Source organism: Arthrobacter sp. CAN_A6, assembly GCF_015751715.1.
Classification (GTDB): Bacteria; Actinomycetota; Actinomycetes; order Actinomycetales; family Micrococcaceae; genus Arthrobacter_D.
Genome location: NZ_JADOUV010000004.1, coordinates 266,957 through 291,372, shown reverse-complemented (window position 1 = coordinate 291,372; position 24,416 = coordinate 266,957). Strand labels below are relative to the sequence as shown.

19 protein-coding genes and 1 pseudogene are annotated in these 24,416 nt (G+C 68.6%); 4 read left to right on the top strand and 16 right to left on the bottom strand.

Annotated features, from left to right (window positions below; genetic code table 11):
* Positions 1–557: 557 nt before the first annotated feature.
* The 4 genes from tyrS to IWX75_RS09675 form a co-directional block, all read right to left on the bottom strand.
* Complete coding sequence (gene tyrS / locus IWX75_RS09685) at positions 558–1,889, bottom strand: tyrosine--tRNA ligase (protein ID WP_196822032.1); 1,332 nt, start codon at positions 1,887–1,889, stop codon at positions 558–560.
* Positions 1,890–1,902: 13 nt separating this feature from the next.
* Positions 1,903–4,155 carry a HelD family protein gene (locus tag IWX75_RS09680; protein WP_196822031.1) on the bottom strand — a complete coding sequence of 751 codons (2,253 nt, stop codon included), beginning with the start codon at positions 4,153–4,155 and terminating at the stop codon, positions 1,903–1,905.
* A gap of 159 nt (positions 4,156–4,314) precedes the next feature.
* Positions 4,315–4,440 (bottom strand): hypothetical protein, encoded by a 126-nt coding sequence (locus IWX75_RS17695; RefSeq protein WP_334684234.1) that lies wholly within the window; start codon positions 4,438–4,440, stop codon positions 4,315–4,317.
* Positions 4,437–5,099 carry a DNA-3-methyladenine glycosylase gene (locus IWX75_RS09675; RefSeq protein WP_196822068.1) on the bottom strand — a complete coding sequence of 221 codons (663 nt, stop codon included), beginning with the start codon at positions 5,097–5,099 and terminating at the stop codon, positions 4,437–4,439. Before IWX75_RS09675 ends, IWX75_RS17695 begins: the two co-directional genes overlap by 4 nt.
* Positions 5,100–5,205: 106 nt before the next feature.
* Here IWX75_RS09675 and IWX75_RS09670 point away from each other — a divergent pair, with 106 nt between their 5' ends.
* Positions 5,206–6,735 (top strand): AlkA N-terminal domain-containing protein, encoded by a 1,530-nt coding sequence (locus IWX75_RS09670; RefSeq protein ID WP_196822030.1) that lies wholly within the window; start codon positions 5,206–5,208, stop codon positions 6,733–6,735.
* On the top strand, positions 6,732–7,265 hold the full coding sequence (locus tag IWX75_RS09665; protein WP_196822029.1) for a methylated-DNA--[protein]-cysteine S-methyltransferase: 534 nt from the start codon (positions 6,732–6,734) through the stop codon (positions 7,263–7,265). The genes IWX75_RS09670 and IWX75_RS09665 overlap by 4 nt, the downstream gene beginning before the upstream one ends.
* A 35-nt stretch (positions 7,266–7,300) precedes the next feature.
* On the opposite strand, the gene IWX75_RS09660 is transcribed toward IWX75_RS09665, so the two are convergent.
* The 9 genes and pseudogenes from IWX75_RS09660 to argC form a co-directional block, all read right to left on the bottom strand.
* Positions 7,301–9,241, bottom strand: coding sequence for an ABC transporter ATP-binding protein (locus IWX75_RS09660; protein ID WP_196822028.1), 1,941 nt, complete (start codon positions 9,239–9,241; stop codon positions 7,301–7,303).
* Positions 9,242–9,414: 173 nt separating this feature from the next.
* Positions 9,415–10,851 (bottom strand): argininosuccinate lyase, encoded by a 1,437-nt coding sequence (gene argH / locus IWX75_RS09655; RefSeq protein WP_196822027.1) that lies wholly within the window; start codon positions 10,849–10,851, stop codon positions 9,415–9,417.
* The gene (locus IWX75_RS09650; RefSeq protein ID WP_196822026.1) at positions 10,851–12,053 is read right to left on the bottom strand and encodes an argininosuccinate synthase; all 1,203 of its coding nucleotides are present in this window, start codon (positions 12,051–12,053) and stop codon (positions 10,851–10,853) included. Before IWX75_RS09650 ends, argH begins: the two co-directional genes overlap by 1 nt.
* A gap of 66 nt (positions 12,054–12,119) precedes the next feature.
* Positions 12,120–12,638: an arginine repressor gene (locus tag IWX75_RS09645; RefSeq protein ID WP_196822067.1), complete on the bottom strand. Its 519-nt coding sequence runs from the start codon at positions 12,636–12,638 to the stop codon at positions 12,120–12,122.
* A 5-nt stretch (positions 12,639–12,643) separates the two neighbouring features.
* On the bottom strand, positions 12,644–13,603 hold the full coding sequence (argF, locus tag IWX75_RS09640; protein ID WP_196822025.1) for an ornithine carbamoyltransferase: 960 nt from the start codon (positions 13,601–13,603) through the stop codon (positions 12,644–12,646).
* Positions 13,600–14,892: an acetylornithine transaminase gene (locus IWX75_RS09635; RefSeq protein ID WP_334684240.1), complete on the bottom strand. Its 1,293-nt coding sequence runs from the start codon at positions 14,890–14,892 to the stop codon at positions 13,600–13,602. The genes argF and IWX75_RS09635 overlap by 4 nt, the downstream gene beginning before the upstream one ends.
* 81 nt (positions 14,893–14,973) lie before the next feature.
* A pseudogene (gene argB, locus IWX75_RS17690) lies at positions 14,974–15,903 on the bottom strand (acetylglutamate kinase); the annotation flags it as partial.
* The gene (gene argJ, locus IWX75_RS09630) at positions 15,903–17,072 is read right to left on the bottom strand and encodes a bifunctional glutamate N-acetyltransferase/amino-acid acetyltransferase ArgJ (protein WP_196822024.1); all 1,170 of its coding nucleotides are present in this window, start codon (positions 17,070–17,072) and stop codon (positions 15,903–15,905) included. The gene argJ and the pseudogene argB, both read right to left, overlap by 1 nt.
* Positions 17,069–18,100: an N-acetyl-gamma-glutamyl-phosphate reductase gene (gene argC / locus IWX75_RS09625; RefSeq protein WP_196822023.1), complete on the bottom strand. Its 1,032-nt coding sequence runs from the start codon at positions 18,098–18,100 to the stop codon at positions 17,069–17,071. Before argC ends, argJ begins: the two co-directional genes overlap by 4 nt.
* Before the next feature lie 131 nt (positions 18,101–18,231).
* Here argC and IWX75_RS09620 point away from each other — a divergent pair, with 131 nt between their 5' ends.
* Entirely contained in the window at positions 18,232–19,197 is a 966-nt protein-coding gene (locus IWX75_RS09620) for a quinone oxidoreductase family protein (RefSeq protein WP_196822022.1), read from the top strand.
* A 163-nt stretch (positions 19,198–19,360) separates the two neighbouring features.
* On the opposite strand, the gene pheT is transcribed toward IWX75_RS09620, so the two are convergent.
* Entirely contained in the window at positions 19,361–21,907 is a 2,547-nt protein-coding gene (pheT, locus tag IWX75_RS09615) for a phenylalanine--tRNA ligase subunit beta (RefSeq protein ID WP_196822021.1), read from the bottom strand.
* Positions 21,908–22,990, bottom strand: coding sequence for a phenylalanine--tRNA ligase subunit alpha (pheS, locus tag IWX75_RS09610; RefSeq protein ID WP_196822020.1), 1,083 nt, complete (start codon positions 22,988–22,990; stop codon positions 21,908–21,910). It lies immediately after the preceding gene.
* A 135-nt stretch (positions 22,991–23,125) separates the two neighbouring features.
* On the opposite strand from pheS, the gene IWX75_RS09605 reads away from it, so the two are divergent.
* On the top strand, positions 23,126–23,566 hold the full coding sequence (locus tag IWX75_RS09605) for a DUF4157 domain-containing protein (RefSeq protein WP_196822019.1): 441 nt from the start codon (positions 23,126–23,128) through the stop codon (positions 23,564–23,566).
* A 178-nt stretch (positions 23,567–23,744) separates the two neighbouring features.
* Here the strand turns inward: IWX75_RS09605 and pcp are convergent, their stop codons facing one another.
* Positions 23,745–24,398 carry a pyroglutamyl-peptidase I gene (gene pcp, locus IWX75_RS09600; protein ID WP_196822018.1) on the bottom strand — a complete coding sequence of 218 codons (654 nt, stop codon included), beginning with the start codon at positions 24,396–24,398 and terminating at the stop codon, positions 23,745–23,747.
* Between the last annotated feature and the right edge of the window lie 18 nt (positions 24,399–24,416).

The window sequence follows — 24,416 nt, the reverse complement described above, 5'->3', positions numbered from 1 at the left end:
ACACAAAATGCGCGACAACCAGCCAATTCAACCAATCAAAAAACAATCGGTATCAACAAACTTGGCACACTATTGAGTTCTCAAACAACAGACACAACCGAATACTCCCAAGCCCCAAAAACTTCCTCAAAAATTTTCGTTCAGACTCTTTATTTCTTCGCTGCGATGTGTTACTAACCTATTCCATGCTCCGATTCCCTGTCAAATCAGCCGAACCCGCGAACCGCGACCCCACCAACCCACCAGAAAACCCCCACCCACCACAAAAAACCACCACCCCGACACCAAAAAACCACACGCCGGAACAGCAACAAAAAAGGAGGAGGTCGCCACCCACACCGGGGCAACCCAAGAAACACTACACCAACCCCCACCAACCAACAAACCAACACACACCCCCGAACCCGACGAACCCGAGCCGCCGGCACGATCAGAGAGACTGTCAAGTCCGGTACGGCCGACACTCGGCCAAGGGATCACCGGAGCGCTACGTTGGAAGGCTGGCTGCACCTGCCTCTCCACCGAGGCCGACCGCGTCCGGGACTGGTTGAGCTGGACTAACCAGCCGCGCCGATGTCGGCCATTGCCAGGTTCCGCTTGCCACGGCGCACCAGCAGGTATCGGTGGTGAAGGAGGGCTTCCTCCCCCACCACGTGCTCGGCGTCGGTGATCTTGAGATTGTTGACGTAGGCGCCACCTTCGGCGACGGTGCGTCGCGCGGCGGAGTTGCTTGCGGACAGGCCGGTAGCCACCAGCAGATCCACTATTCCCAGCGCAGAGGGAGAAACGGTCACGGAATCGAGCTCGGCCGTTGCGGCCGTGAGCGTCGATTCATCGAGGTCCCCCAGCTCTCCCTGCCCGAACAACGCGGCCGATGCGGCAATCACCTTCTCGGTGGCGTCGACACCGTGCACCAGCGAGGTCACGTCGTAGGCGAGCATCCGCTGCGCTTCGCGCCGGTGGGGCTGCTGCTCGGTCGCAACCCCGAGGGCGGCAATCTCCTCGCGGGAGCGGAAGGTGAAGATCCTGAGGCGGTCGACGACGTCGGCGTCGGAGGTGTTAAGCCAGAACTGGTACATCGCGTAGGGACTTGTCATGGCCGGATCCAGCCACACGGCATTGCCCTCGCTTTTCCCGAATTTGGTTCCATCGGAATTGGTGATGAGCGGGGTGCCGATGGCGTGGACGCCGGCACCCTCCGCCTTCCGAACCAGGTCGGTACCGCTGGTCAGGTTGCCCCACTGGTCAGAGCCGCCGGTCTGGAGAACACAGCCGTACTCCCGGAACAGTTGGAGGTAGTCCATGCCCTGAAGGATCTGGTAGCTGAATTCGGCGTAGCTGATGCCCTCGTCCGAGTTGAGGCGGGTTGCCACGATGTCCTTCTTGATCATCGTGCCGACGCGGAAGTACTTGCCGACCTCGCGCAGGAAATCGATGGCGCTCATCGGCGCCGTCCAGTCGAGGTTGTTCACCATACGGGCCCCGTTGGCACCCTCGAAACTGAGAAAGCGCTGCACCTGTCCCTGCAGGTAGCCGACCCACTCCGCCACGGTTTCCTTGGTGTTCATGGTGCGCTCCGCCGTAGGGCGTGGATCCCCGACCAACCCGGTGGATCCACCGACCAGCGCGAGGGGCCGGTGACCGGCGAGCTGGAGCCGCCGCATGGTCAGGAGTTGGACCAGGTTCCCGAGATGGAGGCTTGGTGCCGTTGGGTCGAAGCCGCAGTAGAACACGATGGGGTCCCCCGCAAGGAGCGCCTCGAGTTCGGTCTCGTCGGTCGACACCTGCACGAGGCCGCGCCAGCGGAGCTCCTGCCAGACGTTCGCGAAGGAGGGATCGTTCTGCTGGGCGGTTTTGTTCCGGACTGGGGATTCTGGTTGCTGCGGCACAGCATCCAAATTATCAGCCCTCGATGCCCTCCGGGATCCTGCCCGTGGAAATCAGCCTCAGCCGCTGCGTTGGACGCGTCATCGCGACGTACAGGTCGCCGACGCGGGCCGTGGCGGAATCGAGCATGAGTTGCGGCTCGAGGATGGTGACGCCGTCGAACTCGAGGCCCTTGGAACCGCGCGGGGAGATGACTACGATGTCCTGGCCCGGCCCGCCCGCGCCGGTGCCGACACGTGAGCCGTACTCCGGCTCGAGCGTCGAGCGGACCTCGGCCAGGCGGTCCTCCGGTGCGATCACGGCCAGGAGCCCGCCGTCGATCGCCTCGAGCTCCTCGGGAAGCGCGGCAACGAGCGCCGGGATCAGGTCCTGCACGACATCGACGACGGGCGCATACCGACCCTCACGCACCGCCTTGGGTGCTGAGACCACAAGGCCTGCCGCGTTGGCCATGCGAACAGCCGCCTCGGCGATCTGCGACGGCGTCCGGTAGTTCACGGTCAGCTCCTCGAGCCGCCACCGCTCACCCACGAACGGTTCGAGTGCCTGCTGCCAGGACCGTGATCCTGCGGCGGAACTGGTCTGCGCGATGTCACCCACGATGGTGAAGGATTTCAGCGGGCACCGTCGCATGAGCAGGCGCCACTGCATGGGAGAGAGTTCCTGCGCCTCGTCCACCACGATGTGCCCGAAGGCCCAGGTGCGGTCGCCGGCTGCGCGTTCTGCCGCCGTCGCCCTTGTGACGGTTACCGTGTTGTGCAGCGCCAGGGCCTCTGCCGTGACCACGCCGTCGACGCCCGAGTCCGCAAGCGACTCATTCACGTTCTCCAGCGTGCGCTCGGCATTGGCGAGATCGCGGCGGTGCTCCTGTTCGCGTGCGGCGGCGCTTCGCCCGGCCGAGACGTCGAACTCGCCGAGAAGCTCCGCAGCCTCATCGAGCAGTGGAACATCGGCCTCGGTCCAGGGTGCGTCGGACGCCCTCAGGAGCAGCGAGCGCTCGGCGTCGCTGAGCTGGGGTGCAGCGGCAGCCAGCTGATCGGGGCGGCTGAGCAGTTCCGAAACCAGCTTCTGGGGAGTAAGCGGCATCCAGGCGAGGTTCAGCGCGATCCGCACGTCCCGAGAGCTCCGCACATCCTCCGCCAGATAGGAGCGGTCGGCGTTGTTACCGGCGCCCGACGACGCCTCGAGGGTTTCGAGCAGCTGCTCGGTCAGCTCCCGCAGGAGGATCCGGACGAAGGTCACCCGGGCCTCGTTGTGCGGCTTGCCGGTGGCCCGCGCGCGTTCGCGGGCGCGCGCCACCTGCCGGGGCGTCAGCGTGAGCCGGGTTCCCTCGACGTCGAGCCGCTTGTCCTCCGCTGGAACCCGCTGCCGGTTGGCGACGGCTTGCTTGACGACGCGCGCCATGTCGAGGGTTCCCTTAAGTGCGGCGGCTTCCTCGTCCGGCTCGGGGATCGTGGTGATCCCGGGCATCAGGGTGCCGATGCCGGCCATGACCACGCCGGTCTCCCCCAGCGAGGGCAGCACGCGTTCGATGTAGCGCATGAAGGCGTCGGTCGGTCCGACGAGCAGCACGCCGGCCGATTTGAGGCGTTCACGGTGCGTGTACAGCAGGTAGGCTGCGCGGTGCAGTGCCACGGCGGTCTTTCCGGTTCCAGGCCCGCCTTGAACCACGGTGATGCCGGGCAGCGGGGCGCGGATGATGCGGTCCTGTTCGGCCTGGATGGTTCCCACGATGTCGGACATCTGGCCGGTCCTACGGGTATTCAGTGCCGCAAGGAGGGCGCCCTCGCCCTGCAGGGAATCGTCGTCGCCGAGCATGCCGGCGTCGAGCACGTCGTCCTCAATGGCGACGACGTCGCGCCTGGCAAGAATCAGGTGGCGCCGCCGCCGCACGCCCATGCGTTCGAAAGCCGTGGCCTGGTAGAAGGTTCCGGCCTCCGGTGCACGCCAGTCGACCATGAGCTGGCGCAGTTCGTCGTCGGACAGCCCGATGCGGCCGATGTAGCGCTTGTCGCCGTCGTCGAGGTCGAGACGCCCGAACACGAGCCGGTCGTCGACCGCGTTCAGCTGCGCGAGGCGGTCCTCGTACATCGTGGCGAAGGCATCGCGTTCCGAGCGGTTCTGGTGCGACCCCGCGGAGGCGCTGCGGCGAACCTCGGCCAGCTGCTGCGCTTTCTCGGCCCGGAGGTCGTCCAACCGCCGGTACAGGCCGTCGACGTACCCGCGCTCGTGCTCCAGTTCGGCATTCGCCTGGGATGTTTCATGCATTGGGGGTTCCCTCCCGAAAAAGACAGACCGTCAATTCTAGCGTGCGGAACTCCTACCCCGTCGACAACGCGTGGACCCCGTGCCCGACCGGCAGTCCGCGGCCTCCGGAAACGGCGGGCTCCAGGATCACCGCACGGCCGACGACGACGCCTGGATTCCCTACCGGCCGGCTGCGAGAGTGCCACAGGTCGCGCGGACGCGGTGGGCGAGGATGACGCGGGTTCCGGGGATGACGTCGTCGGGGAACACCGTGCCGCTGGGAGGATCAGCCGGGCTGTCGGTCACCCCGCCTCTTTACGGTCCTTCGGGGACTTGCCCGGCCGATAGCGCGACACGGTGGGTTCCCCTGGCAGCCAGAACCGCCAGGGGTAGTCGGTGGAGCCCCCCGGGCCGCTCACTCCGACCCGCGGCCCGGTGGAGTAGCCCGACGCCGGAACCGACTCGGGTGGCAGCGCAAGGCCGAAGGGTGGAGCCAGCGCATCAGCCCCGTCGTAACGCCGATCCAGCCCGAGGGCCTGCGCGAGCCGGGCCGGCCCGCGCGCGAGGTCGAGATCCGTCTTCGGAGTATTCCGGCGGTGGCGGGCCAGGTCGAGCCCGCCGGTGATCTCTCCCGCGCGAAGAAGCAGACCGGTGGCCCAGCCGTCCGTCCCGCAGACGACATTCACGCAGTAGTGCATGCCGTAGGTGAAGTAGACGTAGAGGTGCCCGGCCGGACCGAACATCGAGTCGTTCCGGGCTGTCCGGCCCCGGAAGGCATGCGAACCGGGGTCCACGGGCCCGAGGTAGGCCTCCACCTCGGTGATGCGCACGCTGACCGGACCGTCGTCGTCGAAGTGCGTCAGCGTTGCTCCCAGAAGCAGCGGCGCCGCCTCGAGCGCGCTGACCGAGAGCCGGTCACGCGTCCCGGCGGGGGCGGCGGAAGGAGGAGGCGGGGTAGGGGGCACCACTGGATGAACGCTAGCAAGATCCGCGGTGGGGAGGGGAACCGGACGCCACAGTGATGTCCGATTCCCGCTAGCTTGTGGTTCGCCGCACTGTCAGGATGGAGCAATGGACTTCTGGCAGCGGTACCGGGCGATCGATTCGCGGGACACGCGCTTCGACGGTCAGTTCGTCACCGCAGTGTCCTCGACGGGTATCTACTGCCGGCCGTCGTGCCCTGCGCGCACCCCGAAACCTGCAAATGTGACGTTCTACCGGACGTCGGCCGCCGCCCATGAAGCGGGTTTTCGGGCCTGCAAGCGGTGCCTGCCCGAGGCAGTGCCCGGCACGCCGGAGTGGAACCTCCGCAACGATGCCGCGGGTCGCGCCATGCGCCTCATTGCCGACGGCGAAGTGGACCGCTCCGGAGTCAGCGGCCTTGCCCTCCGGCTCGGGTACTCGACCCGCCAGCTGAACCGGATCCTGCGGGAGGAACTCGGTGCCGGTCCGCTCGCACTAGCGCGTGCGGCACGCGCGCAAACAGCACGCACCCTGCTCACGGGGACGGATCTGCTGTTCTCCGACGTCGCATTCGCAGCCGGTTTCAGCAGTATCCGCCAGTTCAACGACACAGTGGCCGAGGTATATGCACTCACTCCCTCGCAACTCCGGGGAGCGAGTGCACACCGTGGATCTCCCGTCGACGGGGGGCGCACCACGCTAACCCTTACCCTTCCGGTTCGGCCTCCCTACGACAATGGGATCTTCACCTTTCTCCAGGCCCGTGCGGTCCGCGGTGTCGAGGAGGCGTCCGCCCACGGGTACGCACGGCTGGTTCGTCTGCCCGGCGGCCACGGCTGGTTCCGCGCCGAGGCGGTCGCCGTGTCAGCGGCCAGGGCGGGGATGAAGGTCTCGATCGTCCTCGAGAAACTCGCCGATCTTCCCGTGCTGCTCACGCGGATCCGGCGCCTCTTCGATCTCGACGCCGACCCCGCGGCCATCGACACGGTGCTGGCACAGCAACCCGACCTCGCTCCACTGGTCCGGAGTGTTCCGGGGATCCGGCTGCCGGGCGGCGTGGACCCGCACGAGATCCTGATGCGTGCCCTGATCGGGCAGCAGGTGACGGTCAAGGCGGCGACCGGTGCCCTGACCGTTCTCGCCGCTTCGGGCAGTGAACCGCGCCTCGCCGTCGACGGTTTCACCCGGCTTTTCCCCTCGGCCGCGGACATCGCGGCCTCCGCGGTGGAGCTCCTCCGCGGCCCGGCCCGGCGTATCGAGGCCATCCGCGCCACGGCGGAGGCGTTGTCCGACGGAACCCTCGACATCGGCGTCGGCGACGACCTCCAGAGCCTCCGCGGGAAGCTTCTCCCGCTGGCAGGCATCGGCCCCTGGACGGCGGATTACGTGGCCATGCGCGTGCTCGGGGCAACCGACGTCCTGCTCGGCAACGACGCCGCCGTCTGTAACGCGTGGGTAGCACTGACAGGCCGGGGCTCCCCTGCCGTGCCCCGAACCCGGACCGACCGCGACGTGGCCGGCGCCCTCAGCGGAGTGAGCCCGTGGCGGTCCTACGCCACGATGCACCTGTGGCGCTCCGCGTCCGCACGAACCGCAACCAATCCCCGATCGATCCCAGCCGAGAGAGCAACTTCATGACCAGCGCACTCCTCTCCCCAGCGTCCGTGGCGACCATTCCCACCCCCGATGGACCGTTCACCATCATCGAAGCCGGCGGCGCTGTGCTCTCCTCGGGCTGGACCGCCTCGGTGGACGAGCTCACCGGCCAGATCCACCCGAGCCTGAGGCACCCGATCGCCGGGCGGGAATCTCCCGGGTTGACGTCGATGACCGAAGCCGTGCGCGCCTACTACGACGGCGACCTCGCCGCGATCGACGGCATTGCAGTGCGCCAGGTCTCCGGGCCGTTCCGCAGCCACGCCTGGGATGTCCTCCGCAGCGTCCGGCCCGGGGCACCCGTCACCTACACGCAGTATGCGGAACTCGCCGGAAGCGCCGGAGCGGTGCGCGCCGCAGCGGGAGCCTGTGCCCGGAACGCCGCAGCCCTCTTCGTGCCGTGTCACCGGGTGGTCCGAACGGATGGCTCGCTGGGCGGCTTCCGATGGGGGCTGGAGATCAAGCAGCGCCTCCTCGACCGGGAGCAGGGCGCCCCGACCGTGCTCTTCTAGCCTTCAACACGCCGACCAGCTCCTGCGAGCGCCGGTCAGTTCTCCAGAACGTCCGCGGTGAGCCGCTGCCGTGCCGCCATGTCGCGATACAGTTCGTTGCCCGCCAGGAGTTCGGCATGCGTGCCGCCCGCCACCACCCGGCCGCCATCGAGCACAAGGATCTGGTCGAAGTCGGCGACCGTCGAGAGCCGGTGGGCCACCACGATGACGGTGCGGTTCCGCGCCGCCATGCCCAGGGTCTGCTGCAGCAGCTGTTCGGTCCGCGAATCCACCGACGACGTCGGTTCGTCCAGCAGGAGCACCGGCCGATCCGCGAGGATGGTGCGTGCCCACGCGAGGCGCTGGCGCTGCCCGCCCGACAGGCGCACGCCGTCCTCGCCGAGGTTGAGCTGCAGCCCGTCCTCCGATCGGCCGATGAGCGCGGTCAGCTCGACGGCGTCGAGCGCGGCCTCGAGCTCGGGATCGCTTGCCAGCGGGGCGGCAAGGCGGAGGTTGTCGGCAAGGGTGCCGCTGAGCACCGGAGCTTCCTGCTCGACGAGGCCCATGCGCTGCCGGAGTGCTGAACGAGGCATGCCGCCGATCGGCGCCCCGTCGTAGGAGATGCTCCCCGAGGCGGGTTCGTAGAAGCGCTCGAGGAGGGCCAGTACCGTCGATTTGCCTGCCCCTGACGGCCCGACGAGGGCGGTACGGCTCCCGGCGGGAACAGTGAAGGAAACGTCGTCGAGGATCCAGGGGGCGTCGGGCGCAGCGGTGTCGGCACTTGCCTCCTGCGCTGCTTCGTCCTCCGGTGATCCAGGGAACTGCCCGGACGGCTCGTCATGGTCGTACCGGAACCGTACGTTCCGCAGCTCCAGCAATGGGGCCTGTGCGCCGCGGTTTTCCTCGACCACGACGCCGCGTTCTGGCGCAGCGACAGCGGCCCGATTTCCGGTGGCGCTGGCACCGTCGCGCCTACCGCCGTCGTTCCCCGCGCCTGCACCTCCGCCGTTCGCGTACTCGTGCTCGTCCTGGTTTTCCGGCTCGAGCCGTGCAATCTCCTGAATCCGGTCGAGGGCGGCGAGCCCCGACTGGATCTGGACGAAAGCGCTCATCGCCGAACCGATCGGCAGGACGAGCAGGAACAGGTACAGGATGAAGGCCAGGAGGTCGCCCAGCTGGAGGGCGCCGCTGGCCACGCGGAGGCCACCGACCGCGAGCACCACGATGAAGGCGCCCTGGATGCAGACGGACATGATGGGCTGCACGGCGGCCTGCAGCTTCGCCATGGCGATTCCGGCGCGGAACGCGCTGACCGCCTCGGCGTCGATCACGGCGGCTTCACGGTGTTCGGCGACGGAAGCCTTGATGGTGCGGATTCCGGACAGGCCCCGCTCCACGGCGGCGGACATCGCGCCGACCGCGTCCTGCACATCCTTGCTCCGCTGGCGGATGAGGGTGCCCAGCATCAGCACGCCGCCCGTCCCGAGCACCACGGCGCCGAGGGTGATGCCGAACAGGAACGGGTCGAGGAGGATCATGAGCACGACGGCGGCGACGAACATCAGCACCGAGGACACGATGTCGAAAAGTCCGGACGTGATGACGCTGCGCAGGAGGGTGGTGTCGGAGCCGACGCGGGACATGAGGTCGCCGACGCGGCGCTTGTCGAACTCGCGGATCGGCAGACTGAGCAGGTGCCCGACGAGCGAGCGCCGGAGCCCCAGGACCACCGATTCGGCGGTGCGCTGGAGGAGGTAGGACTGTCCGGCGTTGAACACGGCCCCCGCGAGGGTGATCACGACGAGCAGCCAGACGAAACGGCCGCCCGGATTGCCCGCCGAAACCGCGTTGACCAGCTGCTGGACCATCAGCGGCTGCACTACGGACAGGCCTGTCGCCACCACGGATACGACGGCGGCTGCGCCGAGGACACCGCCATGGCCCCGGAGGTAGGGCCAGAATTCACTCAGTGTGGCGCGCTCGCTGGAGGGCTGCATGCTTCCAATGTGCTGGGGCGTCCCCACTGTGTCAATGCGCTTCGCGGCAGGCGTAGTGGGAGCGCGGCCGCCATCTCGGGTGCGCGGGAAGAACGGCACTCCTTCCGGGAATTCGTTCTTTCCTGCGCACCCGATTCGAGGTCGGTTGCCCGGGGACGGGCTACGCGGGCGGACTAACGTACTTCGGCATATTCCGCCACCGTGGCCAGCTCCTCCTCGAGTGCCTCGAGCTGGCGCGCCACCGCTGCCGGTGCCGTCCCGCCCTGCGCGTCGCGGCTGGCCAGTGACCCCTCGACGGTCAGGACCTCCCGGACGGCAGGCGTGAGATGGTCCGAGATGGCGGCGAACTCCGCGTCGGTCAGGTTCCACAGTTCGACGCCGCGTGCCTCGGCCACGCGCACTGCGGTACCCGACAGTTCGTGCGCTTCACGGAAGGGCACGCCTTGCCTCACCAGCCACTCGGCGATGTCCGTGGCCAGCGCGAAGCCCTGCGGAGCGAGCGCCGCCAGCCGTTCGGTGTTGAACGTCAGCGTCGCGATCATTCCGGACACCGCGGGCAGCAGCACCTCGAGGGTGTCCACGGCGTCGAACACGGGTTCCTTGTCCTCCTGCAGGTCCCGGTTGTAGGCAAGGGGAAGCCCCTTCAAAGTGGCCAGAAGCCCGGTCAGATTTCCGATCAGGCGCCCGGCCTTGCCACGGGCCAACTCCGCGACATCGGGGTTCTTCTTCTGCGGCATGATCGAGGACCCGGTGGAAAAGGCATCATCGAGGGTCACGAAGGAGAACTCCTTGGTGGCCCAGATGATGATCTCCTCGCTGATGCGGGAAAGATCGACGCCGATCATCGCGGAAACCCACGCGAACTCCGCGTAGACGTCCCGGGATGCGGTGCCGTCGATCGAGTTGTGGGTGGCAGAGAAGAATCCGAGGTCAGCGGCAACAGCTTCGGGGTCGAGCCCGAGGGAGGATCCGGCGAGGGCACCCGAGCCGTAGGGCGAAACCCCGGCCCGCCGGTCCCAGTCCTGCAGCCGCTGGACATCGCGCAGCAGCGCCCAGGCATGCGCCAGCAGATGGTGGCTGAGCAGTACCGGCTGGGCATGCTGGAGGTGGGTGCGCCCCGGCATGGGCACACCGGCATGCGTCCGTGCCTGGGTGATCAGCGCCTCGATCGTCGACAGGGTGCCGCGCGCGATGATCCGCGCGTGGTCCCGGAGGTACATCCGCCCGAGCGTGGCCACCTGGTCGTTGCGGGAGCGCCCTGCTCGGAGCCTTCCCCCGAGCTCCGGCCCGGCGCGCTCGATCAGCCCGCGCTCGAGGGATCCGTGGACGTCCTCATCGGAGTCCGCGGGAACGTACGCACCGGAGCGGACGTCGGCATCGAGTCTGTCCAGGGCATCGATCATGCCGGCCAGTTCCGCGTCGTCGAGCAGACCGGCGCGGTTCAGGACTCGAGCATGCGCGCGGGAGCCCTCGATGTCGTAGACCGCCAGGCGCCAGTCGAAGTGCGTCGACTTGCTCAGTGCCGCGAGGGCATCCGCGGGGCCGCCGGCGAACCGGCCACCCCAGAGCGACCCTGTGTTCGTTCCACCGCCGTCGGAGGTTGGAACCATCAGGCGCCTGCCCGCTGGTCGCGGCTCGACGCCACCTTGGAGGACAGGCCGAAGATCTCGATGAAGCCGCGGGCCATGGACTGGTCGAAGGTGTCACCGGAATCGTAGGTGGCGAGATTGAAGTCGTAGAGCGCGACGTCGGAGCGGCGCCCGGTGACCGTGGCGCGGCCGCCGTGGAGGTCCATGCGGATGTCGCCGGTGACGTACTTCTGGGTGTCGTCGATGAAGGTCTCCAGCGAGCGCTTGAGCGGGGAGAACCACTGGCCGTCGTAGACCAGTTCGGTCCAGCGCTGATCGACGGTCTTCTTGAAGCGGGACTGTTCGCGCTCCACGGTGACGTTCTCGAGTTCGCGGTGTGCGGCGATCAGTGCCATCGCACCGGGGGCCTCGTAGATCTCGCGGCTCTTGATGCCCACGAGGCGGTCCTCGACGATGTCGATGCGGCCCACGCCCTGCGCGCCGGCACGGCGGTTGAGCTCCTCGATGGCCTGGAGCGGCGTGACCGCGTGGCCGTCGATCGCGACGGGAATGCCCTCCCGGAAGCTGATGGTCACCTCGTCCGCGGCGGGCGGGAATTCGGGTGACGCCGTGTAATCGTAGACGTCCTTGGTGGGTCCGTTCCAGATGTCCTCGAGGAACCCGGTTTCGACGGCACGTCCCCAGACGTTCTGGTCGATGGAGAACGGGTTCTTCTTGGTGGTCTCGATCGGCAGGCCCTTGGCCTCCGCGAAGGCGATCGCCTTGTCACGGGTCAGCGCGAGGTCGCGCACGGGCGCGACGCACTTGAGGTCGGGGCCGAGGGTCTGGATGCCCACCTCGAAGCGCACCTGGTCGTTGCCCTTGCCGGTGCAGCCGTGGGAGACGGTGGTGGCCCCGAACTTCCGGGCCGCCGCCACGAGGTGCTTGACGATCACCGGGCGCGAGATCGCGGACACCAGCGGGTAGGCGTCCATGTACAGGGCGTTGGCCTTGAGTGCCGGCATGCAGTACTCGTTGGCGAACTCGTCGCGGGCGTCGGCAACGTACGCCTCCACGGCGCCGCAGCTCAGCGCACGCTGGCGGATGGTTTCGAGCGATTCGCCGCCCTGCCCGACATCGACGGCGACGGCGATCACTTCGGCGCCGGTGGCTTCGGCGATCCAGCCGATGGCTACTGAGGTGTCGAGTCCGCCGGAATAGGCGAGAACAATGCGTTCGGTCACGGAAATATGCTCCTCTTGTGGGGCCGATGTGGGTACCGGCCGATGGTTGTGGAAAAAATCAGGACGTCAGGTTTCCTGCGCGAGGCCCAGGAAGCGCTCGGCGACCTCCGCACCGCCGTCGGCCTTGCGTGTCACCAGCATGACGGTGTCGTCACCGGCAATACTGCCAAGAATCGACGGCATCACCGAGTGGTCGATGGCCAGGGCGAGGAAATTGGCGGCCCCGGGAGGCGTCCGCAGGATCACGAGGTTGCCGGACCCCTCCGCGGTGACCAGCAGCTCACCGCACAGCCGGGTGAGGCGGGCGTCGAGGATTTCCTGGGTGATCCCGCTCTGCGGAGCGCGGCCGCCACCCTCGGCGGGCACCGCGTAGACCAGCGTTCCCTCCTTCCCCCGGACGCGCACGGCGCCGAGTTCAACGAGGTCCCGGGACAGCGTGGCCTGCGTGACGAGGACGCCGCCGGCACCGAGCAGGGCGGCCAGTTCGGCCTGCGAGCGCACCGACTGGCTGGTGAGCAGCGCCCGGATCTGCGCGTGGCGTGCGATCTTCGTGGTCGGATGGACAGGATCCCGCTGCGCTGCCATGGTCGTCATTCCCCGTCCGCCTGGGCTGCCTGGGACGCCTTCATCAACCACACCAGAAGCGCCTTCTGGGCGTGCAGGCGGTTCTCGGCCTCGTCCCACACCACGGACTGCGGTCCGTCGATCACGTCGGCCGAGATCTCGTAGCCGCGGTAGGCGGGCAGGCAGTGCAGGACGACGGCGTCCGGTGCCGCGCGTGCCATGGCGGCGGCATCCACGGCATAGGAACGGAAGAGTTCGGCGCGCGCGGCCTTCTCGTCCTCCTGGCCCATGGAGACCCAGGTGTCGGTCGCGACGACATCCGCCCCGGCGAGCGCCTCGGCAGCGTCCGTGGTGACGAGCACCGAGCCGCCGGTCTCCACAGCCCGGAGGCGTGCGGCGTCGACCACCGGTCCGGCCGGCAGGAAGCCCTGCGGCCCGGCGATGCGTACGTGCATCCCCGCCGTCACCCCCGCGAGCAGGTAGGAGTTCGCCATATTGTTCGCGGCATCGCCGAGATAGGCGAGGGTGAGCCCGGCGAGCGGTCCCTTGTGCTCCCGGATGGTCAGCAGGTCGGCCAGGAGCTGGCACGGGTGGTAGTCGTCGGAGAGTGCATTCACGACGGGTACCCGCGACGCCGCAGCCATTTCCTCGAGCCCTGCCTGCGCATAGGTCCGCCACACGATGGACGCCACCATCCGCTCGAGCACCCGCGCCGTATCGGTGATCGACTCCTTGTGGCCGAGCTGCGATTCGCCCGCACCGATCACCAGCGGCACACCGCCGAGATCCGCGATTCCTGCGGCGAAGGACACCCGTGTCCGCGTCGAGGTCTTGTCGAAGATCAGCGCGACGGTGCGGCGGCCCGCGCCCTCCCCCGCGTAGACGGCCTCCGCGTACGGGTTCGCCTTCAGCTCGAGCGCAAGGTCGAGGACCTCCGCCTGTTCGGCCGGGGTGAGGTCGGTATCGACGAGGAAGTGCCGGGTCATGATGAGGCTCCCTTGGCGAAGGCTGCGGAAGAGACGGTCCTGGCGGTGTCCAGCACCGTCGGGAGGGCTGCGAGGAAGGATTCGGCCTGGTCCTCGGTCAGGATCAGTGGCGGTGCCAGCCGGATGGTGTGCGGGCCCGTGCTGTTGACGATGAAGCCTGCCGCCAGGGCTGCGCTCACGGCGGCGGGCGCGTAGCCGCCGTCGACGTCGAACCCGAGCAGCAGCCCGCTGCCCCGGATCTCCCGGACGCCGGGTACCTGCGTCAGGCCGTTCCGCAGATAGTCGCCGATGGCGGCGGCGTGCTGCAGTAGACCGTCCGTTTCGAGTGCGTCGATGGTGGCGAGGCCGGCCGCCGTCGCCACCGGGTTCCCCCCGAACGTGGTGCCGTGCTGGCCCGCGGTGATCAGGGACGACACCGTGGCGCCGAAGGTCACGAGGGCACCGATCGGGAAGCCTCCCCCCAGGCCCTTGGCCAGCGTCATGGCGTCGGGAAGCACTGCATCTGCTTCGCCGTCGGACTGGTGCGCGAACCACTTCCCGGTGCGGCCCATCCCGGACTGAACCTCGTCGAGGATCAGGAGCGCGCCGTGGCGGCTCGTCACCTCGCGCGCGGTCCGGAGGTAGCCCGCGGGGAGCGGACGCACGCCCGCCTCGCCCTGGACCGGCTCGAGGACGACGGCGGCCACTGTGTCATCCACGGCCGCGATCAGTGCGTCGACATCGCCGAACGGAAGGTGCTCGACACCCCCGGGCAACGGTTCGAAGGGTTCCCGGTAGGCCTGCTTCGAGGTCAGCGCGAGGGCCCCCATGGTGCGGCCGTGGAAAGCGCCGTCGAGCGCCAGGATCCTCCTGCGGGTGGGCGAGCTGTTGCGCCGTGCCAGCTTGAAAGCAGCTTCGAGCGCCTCGGTGCCGGAGTTGGTGAAGAACACCTTCGAGCCGGCGGGTGCCTCCGCGAGGGCAAGAAGCTTCTCCGCGAGGGCGATCTGGGGAGGGCTCGTGAAGAAGTTCGAGACGTGGCCGAGGGTCGCGGACTGGGCTGACACGGCCGAGGTGAGGGCAGGGTGGGCGTGGCCGAGGGCATTCACGGCGATCCCGCCGAGGAGATCGAGGTACCGGTTTCCGTCGGCGTCCCAGACGTAGCAGCCGTCACCGCGCACGAGGACGCGCTGCGGCGTACCGAAGACGCCCATCAGCGAGTCGGTGTACCGCGAGAGCCACTCCGCACCGGACGAGCCATCCCCGGCGGCCCGCTCCGCGGGCTCTCCACCCCTGGACGCTGCGGCGCCCAACCCGGTGTGCGCTAGTGCGCGCGGGCCCGACGGTAGCGCGGTCTCCCGCAGCGGAAGGGCAGGTGCGACTACTGGCGCGGCGTCGTCGGGTACCACCTGGGTTCCGATTCCCGCGGTGGTGAACGTCTCGAGCAGCATGGAGTGCGCAAGGCGCCCGTCGACGATGTGCGCACGCTCGACGCCGTTCTCCACGGCGCGAAGGCACGCAGTCATCTTGGGGATCATGCCCGATTCGAGCGACGGCAGCATGCCCCGGAGCTGTGTGGTGGTGACGGAGGAGAGGAGCGAGCCCCGGTCCGGCCAGTCGGCGTACAGGCCCTCGACGTCGGTCAGGATCACGAGCTTCGACGCGCCGAGGGCTTCGGCGAGCGCTGCGGCGGCCGTGTCCGCGTTCACGTTCAGCACTTGCTGCGTGGCTGCTCCGTCGGCGTCGATCTCCGGAGCGACGGTCGAGATGACGGGGATGCGCCCGGCCTCGAGGATGTCGAGGATGGCACCGGGGTTCACTCGGGTGACCTCGCCCACGAGGCCGAGATCCACGTCCTCCCCGTCCACCACCGTGCCGGTGCGGACGGCCTGCAGCAGGCCGCCGTCCTCGCCGGAGAGCCCCACAGCGTAGGGTCCGTGCGAATTGATGAGTCCCACGAGTTCACGCCCCACCTGCCCGGTGAGGACCATGCGGACCACGTCCATGGTTTCGGGAGTGGTGACACGCAGCCCGCCCTTGAACTCAGGGGTGATACCGAGACGTTCAAGGAGGTGGTTGATCTGCGGCCCTCCGCCGTGAACCACCACCGGCCGGATGCCCACGTGGTGCAGGAACACGATGTCCTCGGCGAAGGCGCGGCGCATCTCTTCGTTGACCATGGCGTTGCCGCCGTACTTGATGACCATGGTGGTTCCGGCGAAGCGCTGGATCCAGGGCAGGGCCTCGATGAGTGTGGAGGCCTTGTCCTGGGCCAGCAGGGTGCTCGCCGGGAGTGCTGTCGGTGTCACGGTGCGGATTCCCATCAGCTCGAGTAGGCCGAGTTCTCATGCACGTAGTCGTGCGTGAGGTCGTTGGTCCAGATGGTCGCGGCGGCAGAACCGGCCTGCAGGTCTATCTCCACAGTGACATCCCTCCCGCGAAGATCCACCAGGTCGCGGGAATCCCCGATCCCGCCGTTCCGGCAGATCTGGATGCCGTTCATCGACACGTTCAGCTCCTCCGGCTCGAACACGGCATCCGTGGTCCCGACGGCCGACAGCACACGTCCCCAGTTGGGATCATTGCCGAAGATCGCGGTCTTGAAGAGGTTGGAGCGGGCGACGGCGCGGCCCACCGTCTCGGCGTCGTGCTCGCTCGCCGCACGAACCGTGGTGATCGCGATGGTGTGGCTCGCACCCTCGGCGTCGGCGATGAGCTGGGCCGCGAGGTCGAGGCAGACGCCGGTCAGGGCCTCGGTGAAGTGCGCCTCGTCGGGTGTCACGCCGCTGGCGCCCGAGGCGAGCAGCACCACGGTGTCATTGGTCGACATGCAGCCGTCGGCATCAGTGCGATCGAAGCTGACCCGCGTGGCGGCACGCAGTGCCGTGTCCAGCTGCTCCGGACGCAGGACGGCGTCGGTGGTGAGCACCACGAGCATGGTGGCCAGGCCCGGGGCGAGCATGCCTGCACCCTTGGCCATGCCGCCCATCGAGTAGCCCTCGCTCGGGGAGTCGGCGGACGCCGGGTAGCGGGCCTCCTTCGACACGGTGTCCGTGGTCCGGATCGCCTCGGCCGCCGACGCACCACCGGCAGTACTCAGCCCCCCGGCCGCGGCCTCGACTCCCGGCAGGAGCCTGTCCATCGGCAGCTGTTCGCCGATCAGGCCCGTCGAGCAGACGAGGACGTCGGTGGCCGAGATTGCAAGCAGGTCCGCCACCGCCTCGGCCGTGCGATGCGTGTTCTGGAAGCCCTCGTGCCCGGTGCAGGCATTCGCGCCCCCCGAGTTCAGGACGACGGCGTCCACGCGGCCGTCCGACACCACTTGCCGCGACCAGTGCACAGGGGCTGCGGCCACCCGGTTGGAGGTGAAGACGGCTGCGGCAGAGTGCAGCGGACCATCGTTGGCCACCAGGGCGACGTCGGGCTTGCCGGAAGCCTTGAGCCCTGCGGTCACGCCCGATGCGCGGAACCCGCCGGGGTAGGTGATGCTCATGGTGCGGTTCCCTGGATGGTCAGGCCCGCGGTCTCGTCGAGGCCGAGGGCGATGTTCATGGACTGGATGGCTCCGCCGGCGGTGCCCTTGGTGAGGTTGTCGATGGCGCAGCTGACGATGACACGCCCTGCATGCCCGTCCGAGGCGAGCTGCAGGTTCGCGTAATTCGATCCCAGCACCGCCTTGGTCGCCGGCCACTGGCCTTCGGGAAGCAGCTTCACGAACGGCTCGTTCCCGTAGGCGTCCTCCCACGCGCGGCGCAACTGCTCCGCCGTCGTGCCGGGCTTCACGCGCGCCGTCGCGGTGGTGAGGATGCCGCGCGCCATGGGAGCAAGGGTCGGTGTGAACGAGACGGTCACGGGTTCGCCCGCAGCGCCGCTGAGTCCCTGCTCGATCTCGGGCGTGTGCCGGTGGCCGCCGCCCACTCCATAGGGGCTCATGCCGCCCATTACTTCGGAGCCGAGCAGGTGCGCCTTCGCTGCCTTGCCTGCCCCGGAGGTGCCGGAGGCGGACACCACGACGACGTCGGTCGGCTCGAGCAGCCCGGCCGCGAAACCGGGGGCGAGCGCCAGCAGGACGCTCGTGGGGTAGCAGCCGGGCACCGCGATGCGACGGGCACCGCGCAGCTCGGCACGGTTGCCGGCGAGTTCGGGGAGCCCGTAGGGCCAGGTGCCGGCATGCGCGGAGCCGTAGAACTTCACCCAGGCTTGCGGATCCTCCAGACGGTGATCCGCGCCGGCGTCGATCACCAGGGTCTCAGCCGGCAGTTGCGCCGCGATATCGGCGCTGGCGCCGTGCGGCAGGGCGAGGAACACGACGTCGTGGCCGGACAGCACCTCGACCGTCGTGTCCTCGAGGATCCGGTCGGACAGCGCGTGGAGGTGCGGCTGGAGCGTTCCGAGCTTCGCCCCCGCATTGCTGTTCGCGGTGATGGCGCCGATGGAGACGTCGGGGTGGGCCGCGAGCAGGCGGAGGAGCTCCCCACCGGCATAACCGCTGGCACCTGACACCGCTACAGAAAAAGGCATGCAATCAGCCTACCCCACATATATACACGCTGACACATAAATATTCACTGCTGGAGGTGATCCCCGGCCAGGTGGATCGAGGGAATAGCATGGGCCACAGCCCTTTGCGAACCAGGAACGGAGAGTCGATCATGCCCACAGCCATCGTCGTTGAACAGCCGGGCGGCCCGGAAGTGCTGAAGCCGCAGGACGCCGCGAGGCCCGTGCCGGGAAGGAACCAACTGCTCGTCCGGGTCGCCGCGGCCGGGGTCAACTTCATCGAGACGTATCAGCGCAGCGGGGCCTACCCCATGTCGCACCCCTTCACGCCCGGGGCCGAAGCTGCCGGTGTGGTGGAGGAAGTGGGTCAGGATGTCGCGGGCTTCGCTCCGGGGCACCGGGTGGCGTTCGCCGAGGGGATCGGGACCTACGCCGAGTACGCGCTCGTCGACGCCGACCGCGCCCTGCCGGTACCCGAGGGTATCGACCTGGAAACCGCGGCAGCCGTTCCGCTTCAGGGCATGACGGCGCACTACCTCATCAACTCGACCTATCCGGTGGAGACCGGCAGCACGGTGCTGGCGCACGCCGGCGCCGGCGGCGTGGGCCTTCTCCTGATCCAACTCCTGAAGACGAAGGGTGCACGGGTCTTCACGACGGTCTCCACGCCGGAGAAGGAGGAACTGGCCCGCGGGGCTGGTGCCAACGAGGTGCTGCCCTACGAGGGCTTCGCCGACGCGGTGCGCGCCCTGACCGACGGTACCGGCGTCGACGTGGTGTACGACGGCGTCGGGAAGTCCACGTTCGACGATTCGCTGAAGAGCCTGCGCGTCCGCGGCACCATGGTGCTGTACGGGGCGGCCTCCGGCGCCCCGGCCCCGTTCGACCCCCAGCGGCTCAACAGCGGCGGCTCCCTCTACATCACCAGGCCCTCCCTGGTGCACCACCTGCGCACCCCCGAGGAACGGCGCTGGCGGTCGGAGGAACTGTTCGGCGCCATCGCCGCCGGTCAGCTGGACGTCCGCATCGGTGCACGCTATCCCCTGGCGGAGGCAGCGCGGGCTCACGAGGACCTCCAGGCGCGGCGGACCACGGGAAAGCTTCTGCTCATTCCCTGACCGGGTGGACTGGCGCGGCCGCCCGACCCGTATCGGAAATGCCGTGTTTGAGCATCGACGCGGCGTGTCCCGTGGGGACACGCCGCGTATCACCAGCACAGACGATGAATAACGGCACTTCCAATACGCCGCCGGCCGCCGGACCTGATCCACGACGCCGGGATCAGCGGCGCTGGACCGCCCCGAAACGGGTCGACGCGAGTGCGACGGCGGCATCCCGAGCCGCGCTCGCTTCATCCGCGGTGAGGGTGCGATCGGGAGCCCGGAAGCGCAGCGCGAAAGCGAGGGACTTGCTGCCCTCGGGAATTCCCTCGCCCGCATAGACATCGAAGAGGTGAACGTCCTCCAGCAGCTCCCCCGCGCCTTCCCGGAGCGTCTCCAGGACTTCCGAGGACACCACGCCGTCGGCCACCACAAGCGCCACATCCTGCGTGGTGGCGGGGAACGAGGACAGCGGGCGGGCCACGATGACGTCCGCCGCAGCCTCGAAGAGGAGATCGGCGTTGATTTCGAGCGCCACGGTCCGGGCGGGCAGGTCGAGCGCGGCGATCAGCTTCGGATGCAGCTCCCCTGCGTAACCCAGCACCTCGCCACCGCGCAGTCCCACCCGGGCGGTCCGTCCGGGATGGAACGCCTGGTGGGTGCCTCGTCCGATGATGACGTCGACCCCCGCCACGTCGCCCATCAACCGCACCGTGTCAAGGGCATCGGCCCAGTCCCAGGCCCGGGGAACTGAACCGGCCGAGGCCGGCGCGTCATTGCCGGTGAAGACAGCGGCGATGGTGAGCGGCTGGTAGGGAATGCCCTCATACAGTGCGTCGAGGACCTCCTCCGCCGGCTTCTCACCCAGTGGCGGGATGGATCCGGTGCCCATGGATCCGGCGGGCTGGAAGACCAGTCCGGCCTCGAAGAGTGCCAGATCGCGGAAGCTCCGGGAATGGTTCCGTTTCGCCACCTCGATGAGCCCCGGCAGCACCGAGGTTCGCAGGTAACCCAGTTCGGCGCTCAACGGATTGGCGAGCTTCACCGCGGCTACCGTCGCGCCCTCGTCCGCGTTCCCGAAGACGGCGTTGCTGCGTTCACTGACGAAGGGGTAGGACAGCACTTCAGTCAGCCCGGAGGCTGCCAGTGCGTTCATCAGGCGACGCCGCTGCTGCTGGACCCGTGTGAGTCCCCGTCCGGGTGGGGCCACGGGAAGGGTGGACGGAATGGTGTCGTAGCCCTCCAGGCGGATGATCTCCTCGGTCAGGTCCTCACGGGTCTCGAGGTCGGGGCGCCAGCTCGGCGGCGTCACCGAGTAACCGCCGTCGTGCGCGGTGACCGAGGCTCCGAGGTCCTCGAGGGTTCCGATGATCTGCTCCCGCGTGAATTCCCGCCCGATCAGCCGGGACGGAAAATCTCCGGCGAGGTCGATGACGCGCGGCGCGGGGGCGTGGCCCTCGTCGGTCGCCGTGGGATCCGCGGTGCCGCCGGCCAGGCTCGTGATGAGCTCTACGGCGCGCTGTGCCGCGACGTCCGCGACGTCCCAGTCCACTCCGCGCTCGAAGCGCTTGGAGGCCTCGGAGGGTAGTTTGTGGCGGCGGCGCGAGCGCCCGATGCCCACCTCCTCGAAGTGTGCCGACTCGATCAGGACATTGACGGTACTTCCCGAGACCTCGGTCGCCGCGCCACCCATGACGCCGGCGATGCCGATGGGGCCCGAATCGTCGGTGATGAGGAGATCACCGGTGTCGAGTGCTCGCACCTTGTCATCGAGCGTGGTCAGCTTCTCTCCCGGAAGCGCACGGCGCACCACGATGTCCCCCGAGAGCCGGTCGAGATCGTAGAAGTGCAGCGGCTGGCCGAGCTCGAGCATCACGTAGTTCGACACATCGACCACCAGCGAAATGGACCGGATCCCGGCCAGGCGCAGGCGCGCGGACAGCCAGACCGGTGTGGGACGGGTGGGATCGACGCCGCGGACGGTGCGTGCCACGAAACGGTCGCAGCCGGGCCGACCGTAGATGGGAGCCGAGTCCTCGAGCCGCACCGGGTAACCGTTCCCGGTCGATTCAGGCACGACGACGGCGCCGGCCGGGTCGGTGAACGAGGTCCCCGTGGCGTGGGCGTACTCGCGGGCGACACCTCGGATCGAGAAGCAGTAGCCCCGGTCGGGGGTGACATTGATTTCGGCGGCCTCGTCATACAGGCCGAGCAGCTCCATCGCGTCGGTGCCCGGTTCAGGGTCGAGTCCCAGCGTGGAAAGCACGAGGATGCCGTCGTGGTCCTCCCCGATGCCGAGCTCCTTCACGGAGGCGATCATGCCCGCCGACACATGGCCGTAGGTCTTCCGCGGGCTGATGCGGAAGTCCCCGGGCAGGACGGCGCCGGGCAGCGTGACCACCACCTTGTCGCCCTCCTGGAAGTTGTGGGCGCCGCACACGATGCCCTGCACGCCGCTCGGATCGATGCCGTCGCCGTCGAGCTCCTGGGACGCGCCCTCCGGGACGACGCGGACCGAGCACCAGTTGATGGTCTTGCCGTTGGTCTGCGGCTCCTTGACGACGCTGAGCACCTGTCCCACCACGATGGGGCCCTGCAGCTCGTCGGTGGGGCGGTGGACGGCCTCTTCCTCGAGCCCCACCCGGACCAGGTGGGCCATGACGTCCTCGGCCGTCGCGTCGGCCGGTACTGCGGCGTATTCACGCAGCCATGAAAGGGGGATTCTCACTTAGATCTCCATCCCGAAGTGTTCGCTGAAACGTATGTCGCCCTCGATGATGTCCCGCATGTCGCTGACCTCATTGCGGAACATGAGGGCCCGCTCGATCCCCATGCCGAAGGCGAAGCCGGAGTAGATCTCCGGGTCGATGCCCGCGGCCCGCAGCACGTTGGGGTTGACCATGCCGCAGCCACCCCACTCGATCCACTGCGGACCGCCCTTCGCGCCGGGATGCCAGACGTCGAGTTCGGCACTCGGCTCGGTAAACGGGAAGTAGTTGGGGCGCAGGCGCACCTTGGCTTCCGCGCCGAACAGCTGCTGCGTGAAATGGTCGAGCGTTCCCACGAGGTCCGCCATGGTGAGTCCCTTGTCGATGGCGAGGCCCTCGAACTGGTGGAACACCGGGGTGTGCGTGGCGTCCAGTTCGTCAGTGCGGAAGACCTTGCCCGGGCACAGGACGTAGATGGGGAGCTCGCGCTCAAGCATCGAACGGACCTGCACGGGCGAGGTGTGCGTCCGCAGCACCAGGTGGGCGCCGGGGGGCTCCACGAAGAAGGTGTCCTGCATCTCCCGCGCCGGGTGGTCGGGTGCGAAGTTCAGGGCGTCGAAGTTGAACCACTCGGATTCCAGCTCCGGCCCTTCGGCGATCTCCCAGCCCATGCCGACGAACACGTCCGATACGCGCTCCTGCAGGGTCGAGAGCGGGTGGCGCGCACCCGCGCGGCGTCGTCGCGGTGCGGCGGTGACGTCCACGGCCTCCTCGACGAGGATGCGGGCATCGCGCTCGGCCTCCAGTTCGACCCCGCGTGCCGCGAGTGCCTGGCTGATACGACCGCGTGCGGGGCCGATATTCTTGCCGGCCGCGGCCTTCTGCTCCTTGGCGAGGGCACCGATGCCCCGGTTCGCCAGGCTCAGGGCCGATTTCTCGCCGGTGTGGGCGATCCGGGCGGCCTTCAGCCCCTCGAGGTCGGCCGCGGAGGCGATGTCGGCAAGCGCGCGCTCCACGGCGGCAGCCACCGCAGCGGCATCCAGCGGATCGGGGATTTCAGCGGCGGCGCTGACGGCGCCGTCCTGCTCTGGGGAATTCGACATTCGGATGGCCTACCTGGCACTTTCGTTCGCGTGTCCGGCAGCACAGCTGACCTGCGCGTGCCGCTCATGGGAAGCCGGCGCGCTCGAAGCGCTCCGGCAGGGCAAGTCTAATTGACGCGCCGCTACGATGGCCGCATGGGCACCCCGTCGCTGATCCACGCACTCAACTGGCTGAACCTCTCCACCCCCTGCGGACTGCTCCTCGCCCGTTCCAAGGGGTGCGCCGTCTCGCGCGGACCACACGGGCTCCTGCTGGCCGAAGGGTTCACCGGATCACTTCCAAGGGCCCGGGCCTTCACCGTGGGCAGCGTGGTGTTCCTCCGCGGGAGCCGCGCGCAGGCCACCGGGGCACTGCTGAACCACGAATCCCGGCACGCACGCCAGTACGCACTATGCCTAGGTCTGCCGTTCCTTCCGCTCTACTTCACCGCCGCAGCCTGGTCGCTGCTGCGCACCGGGGATCCGGCGTCGCGCAATGTCTTCGAACGAACGGCCGGCCTTGCCGACGGCGGCTACCGCGAGCGCCCGCCCCGGAGTCTTGCGTTCCTACGGAGCCGGCGGCGGAAGCGTGATTAGTCCGCCTCCGCCCTCTTCCGGCGTAGGCCGGCTTCGGCGGGCCGCCCGGCCGCCCCTGCGGAAGGGACGGGCTGGGCACCGGCCTTGCCTCCGACGCCCGGCCTTGTCTCCGACGCCCGGCTCCGGCGCAGCTGCGTGGGCCTCCGCTTCCATGGCAGCGCTGTTCTGCATGGTGGCGCTAGTGTTCCGCGCCGGCCGCCACACGCAGGTCGCCGTCGACCAGATCGCCGTCGGCAGTCAGGGCAGCGGTCGCCACCAGCGTGAGGGCCGCCGCCATGTCCTCGACGGCAAGGCCGGGCTGCCCGTGGTGCAGGCCCTGCTCCTCGGAGAAGGGCACATGGATGAATCCGCCCCTCACGCCGTCGAGCCCGGCCAGGGCATCCATCAACGCATAGAAGACGTGGTTGCAGACGTAGGTGCCTGCCGTCTGCGAGACCTCCACCGGAAGACCCGCAGCGGCCACCGCGGCCCTGCCCGCCTTGATCGGCAGGGTGCTGAAATAGGCGGCCGGACCGCCGAGCCGCACCGGCTGGTCGACCGGGGCGTTACCGGCATTGTCGGGGATCCGGGCGTCGTCCACATTGATGGCCACACGCTCGATGGATACTCTCGACCGTCCGCCGGCCTGGCCCACGCACAGCACCAGCATGGGCTCCAGCCGCCCGATGGCGTCCCGGAGCAGCTCTGCGCTCTTCCCGAAGACACACGGCAGCTCGACGGCGGCCGCGTTCCGGCCCGCGGCCTGCAACGCCGTGGCAGCGAGCTGCGCTGCGGTCCAGGACGGGTTGACGGTTTCGCCGCCGAAGGGTTCGAAGCCGGTCAGAAGGATCATGCGTCAAGCCTATGCGAC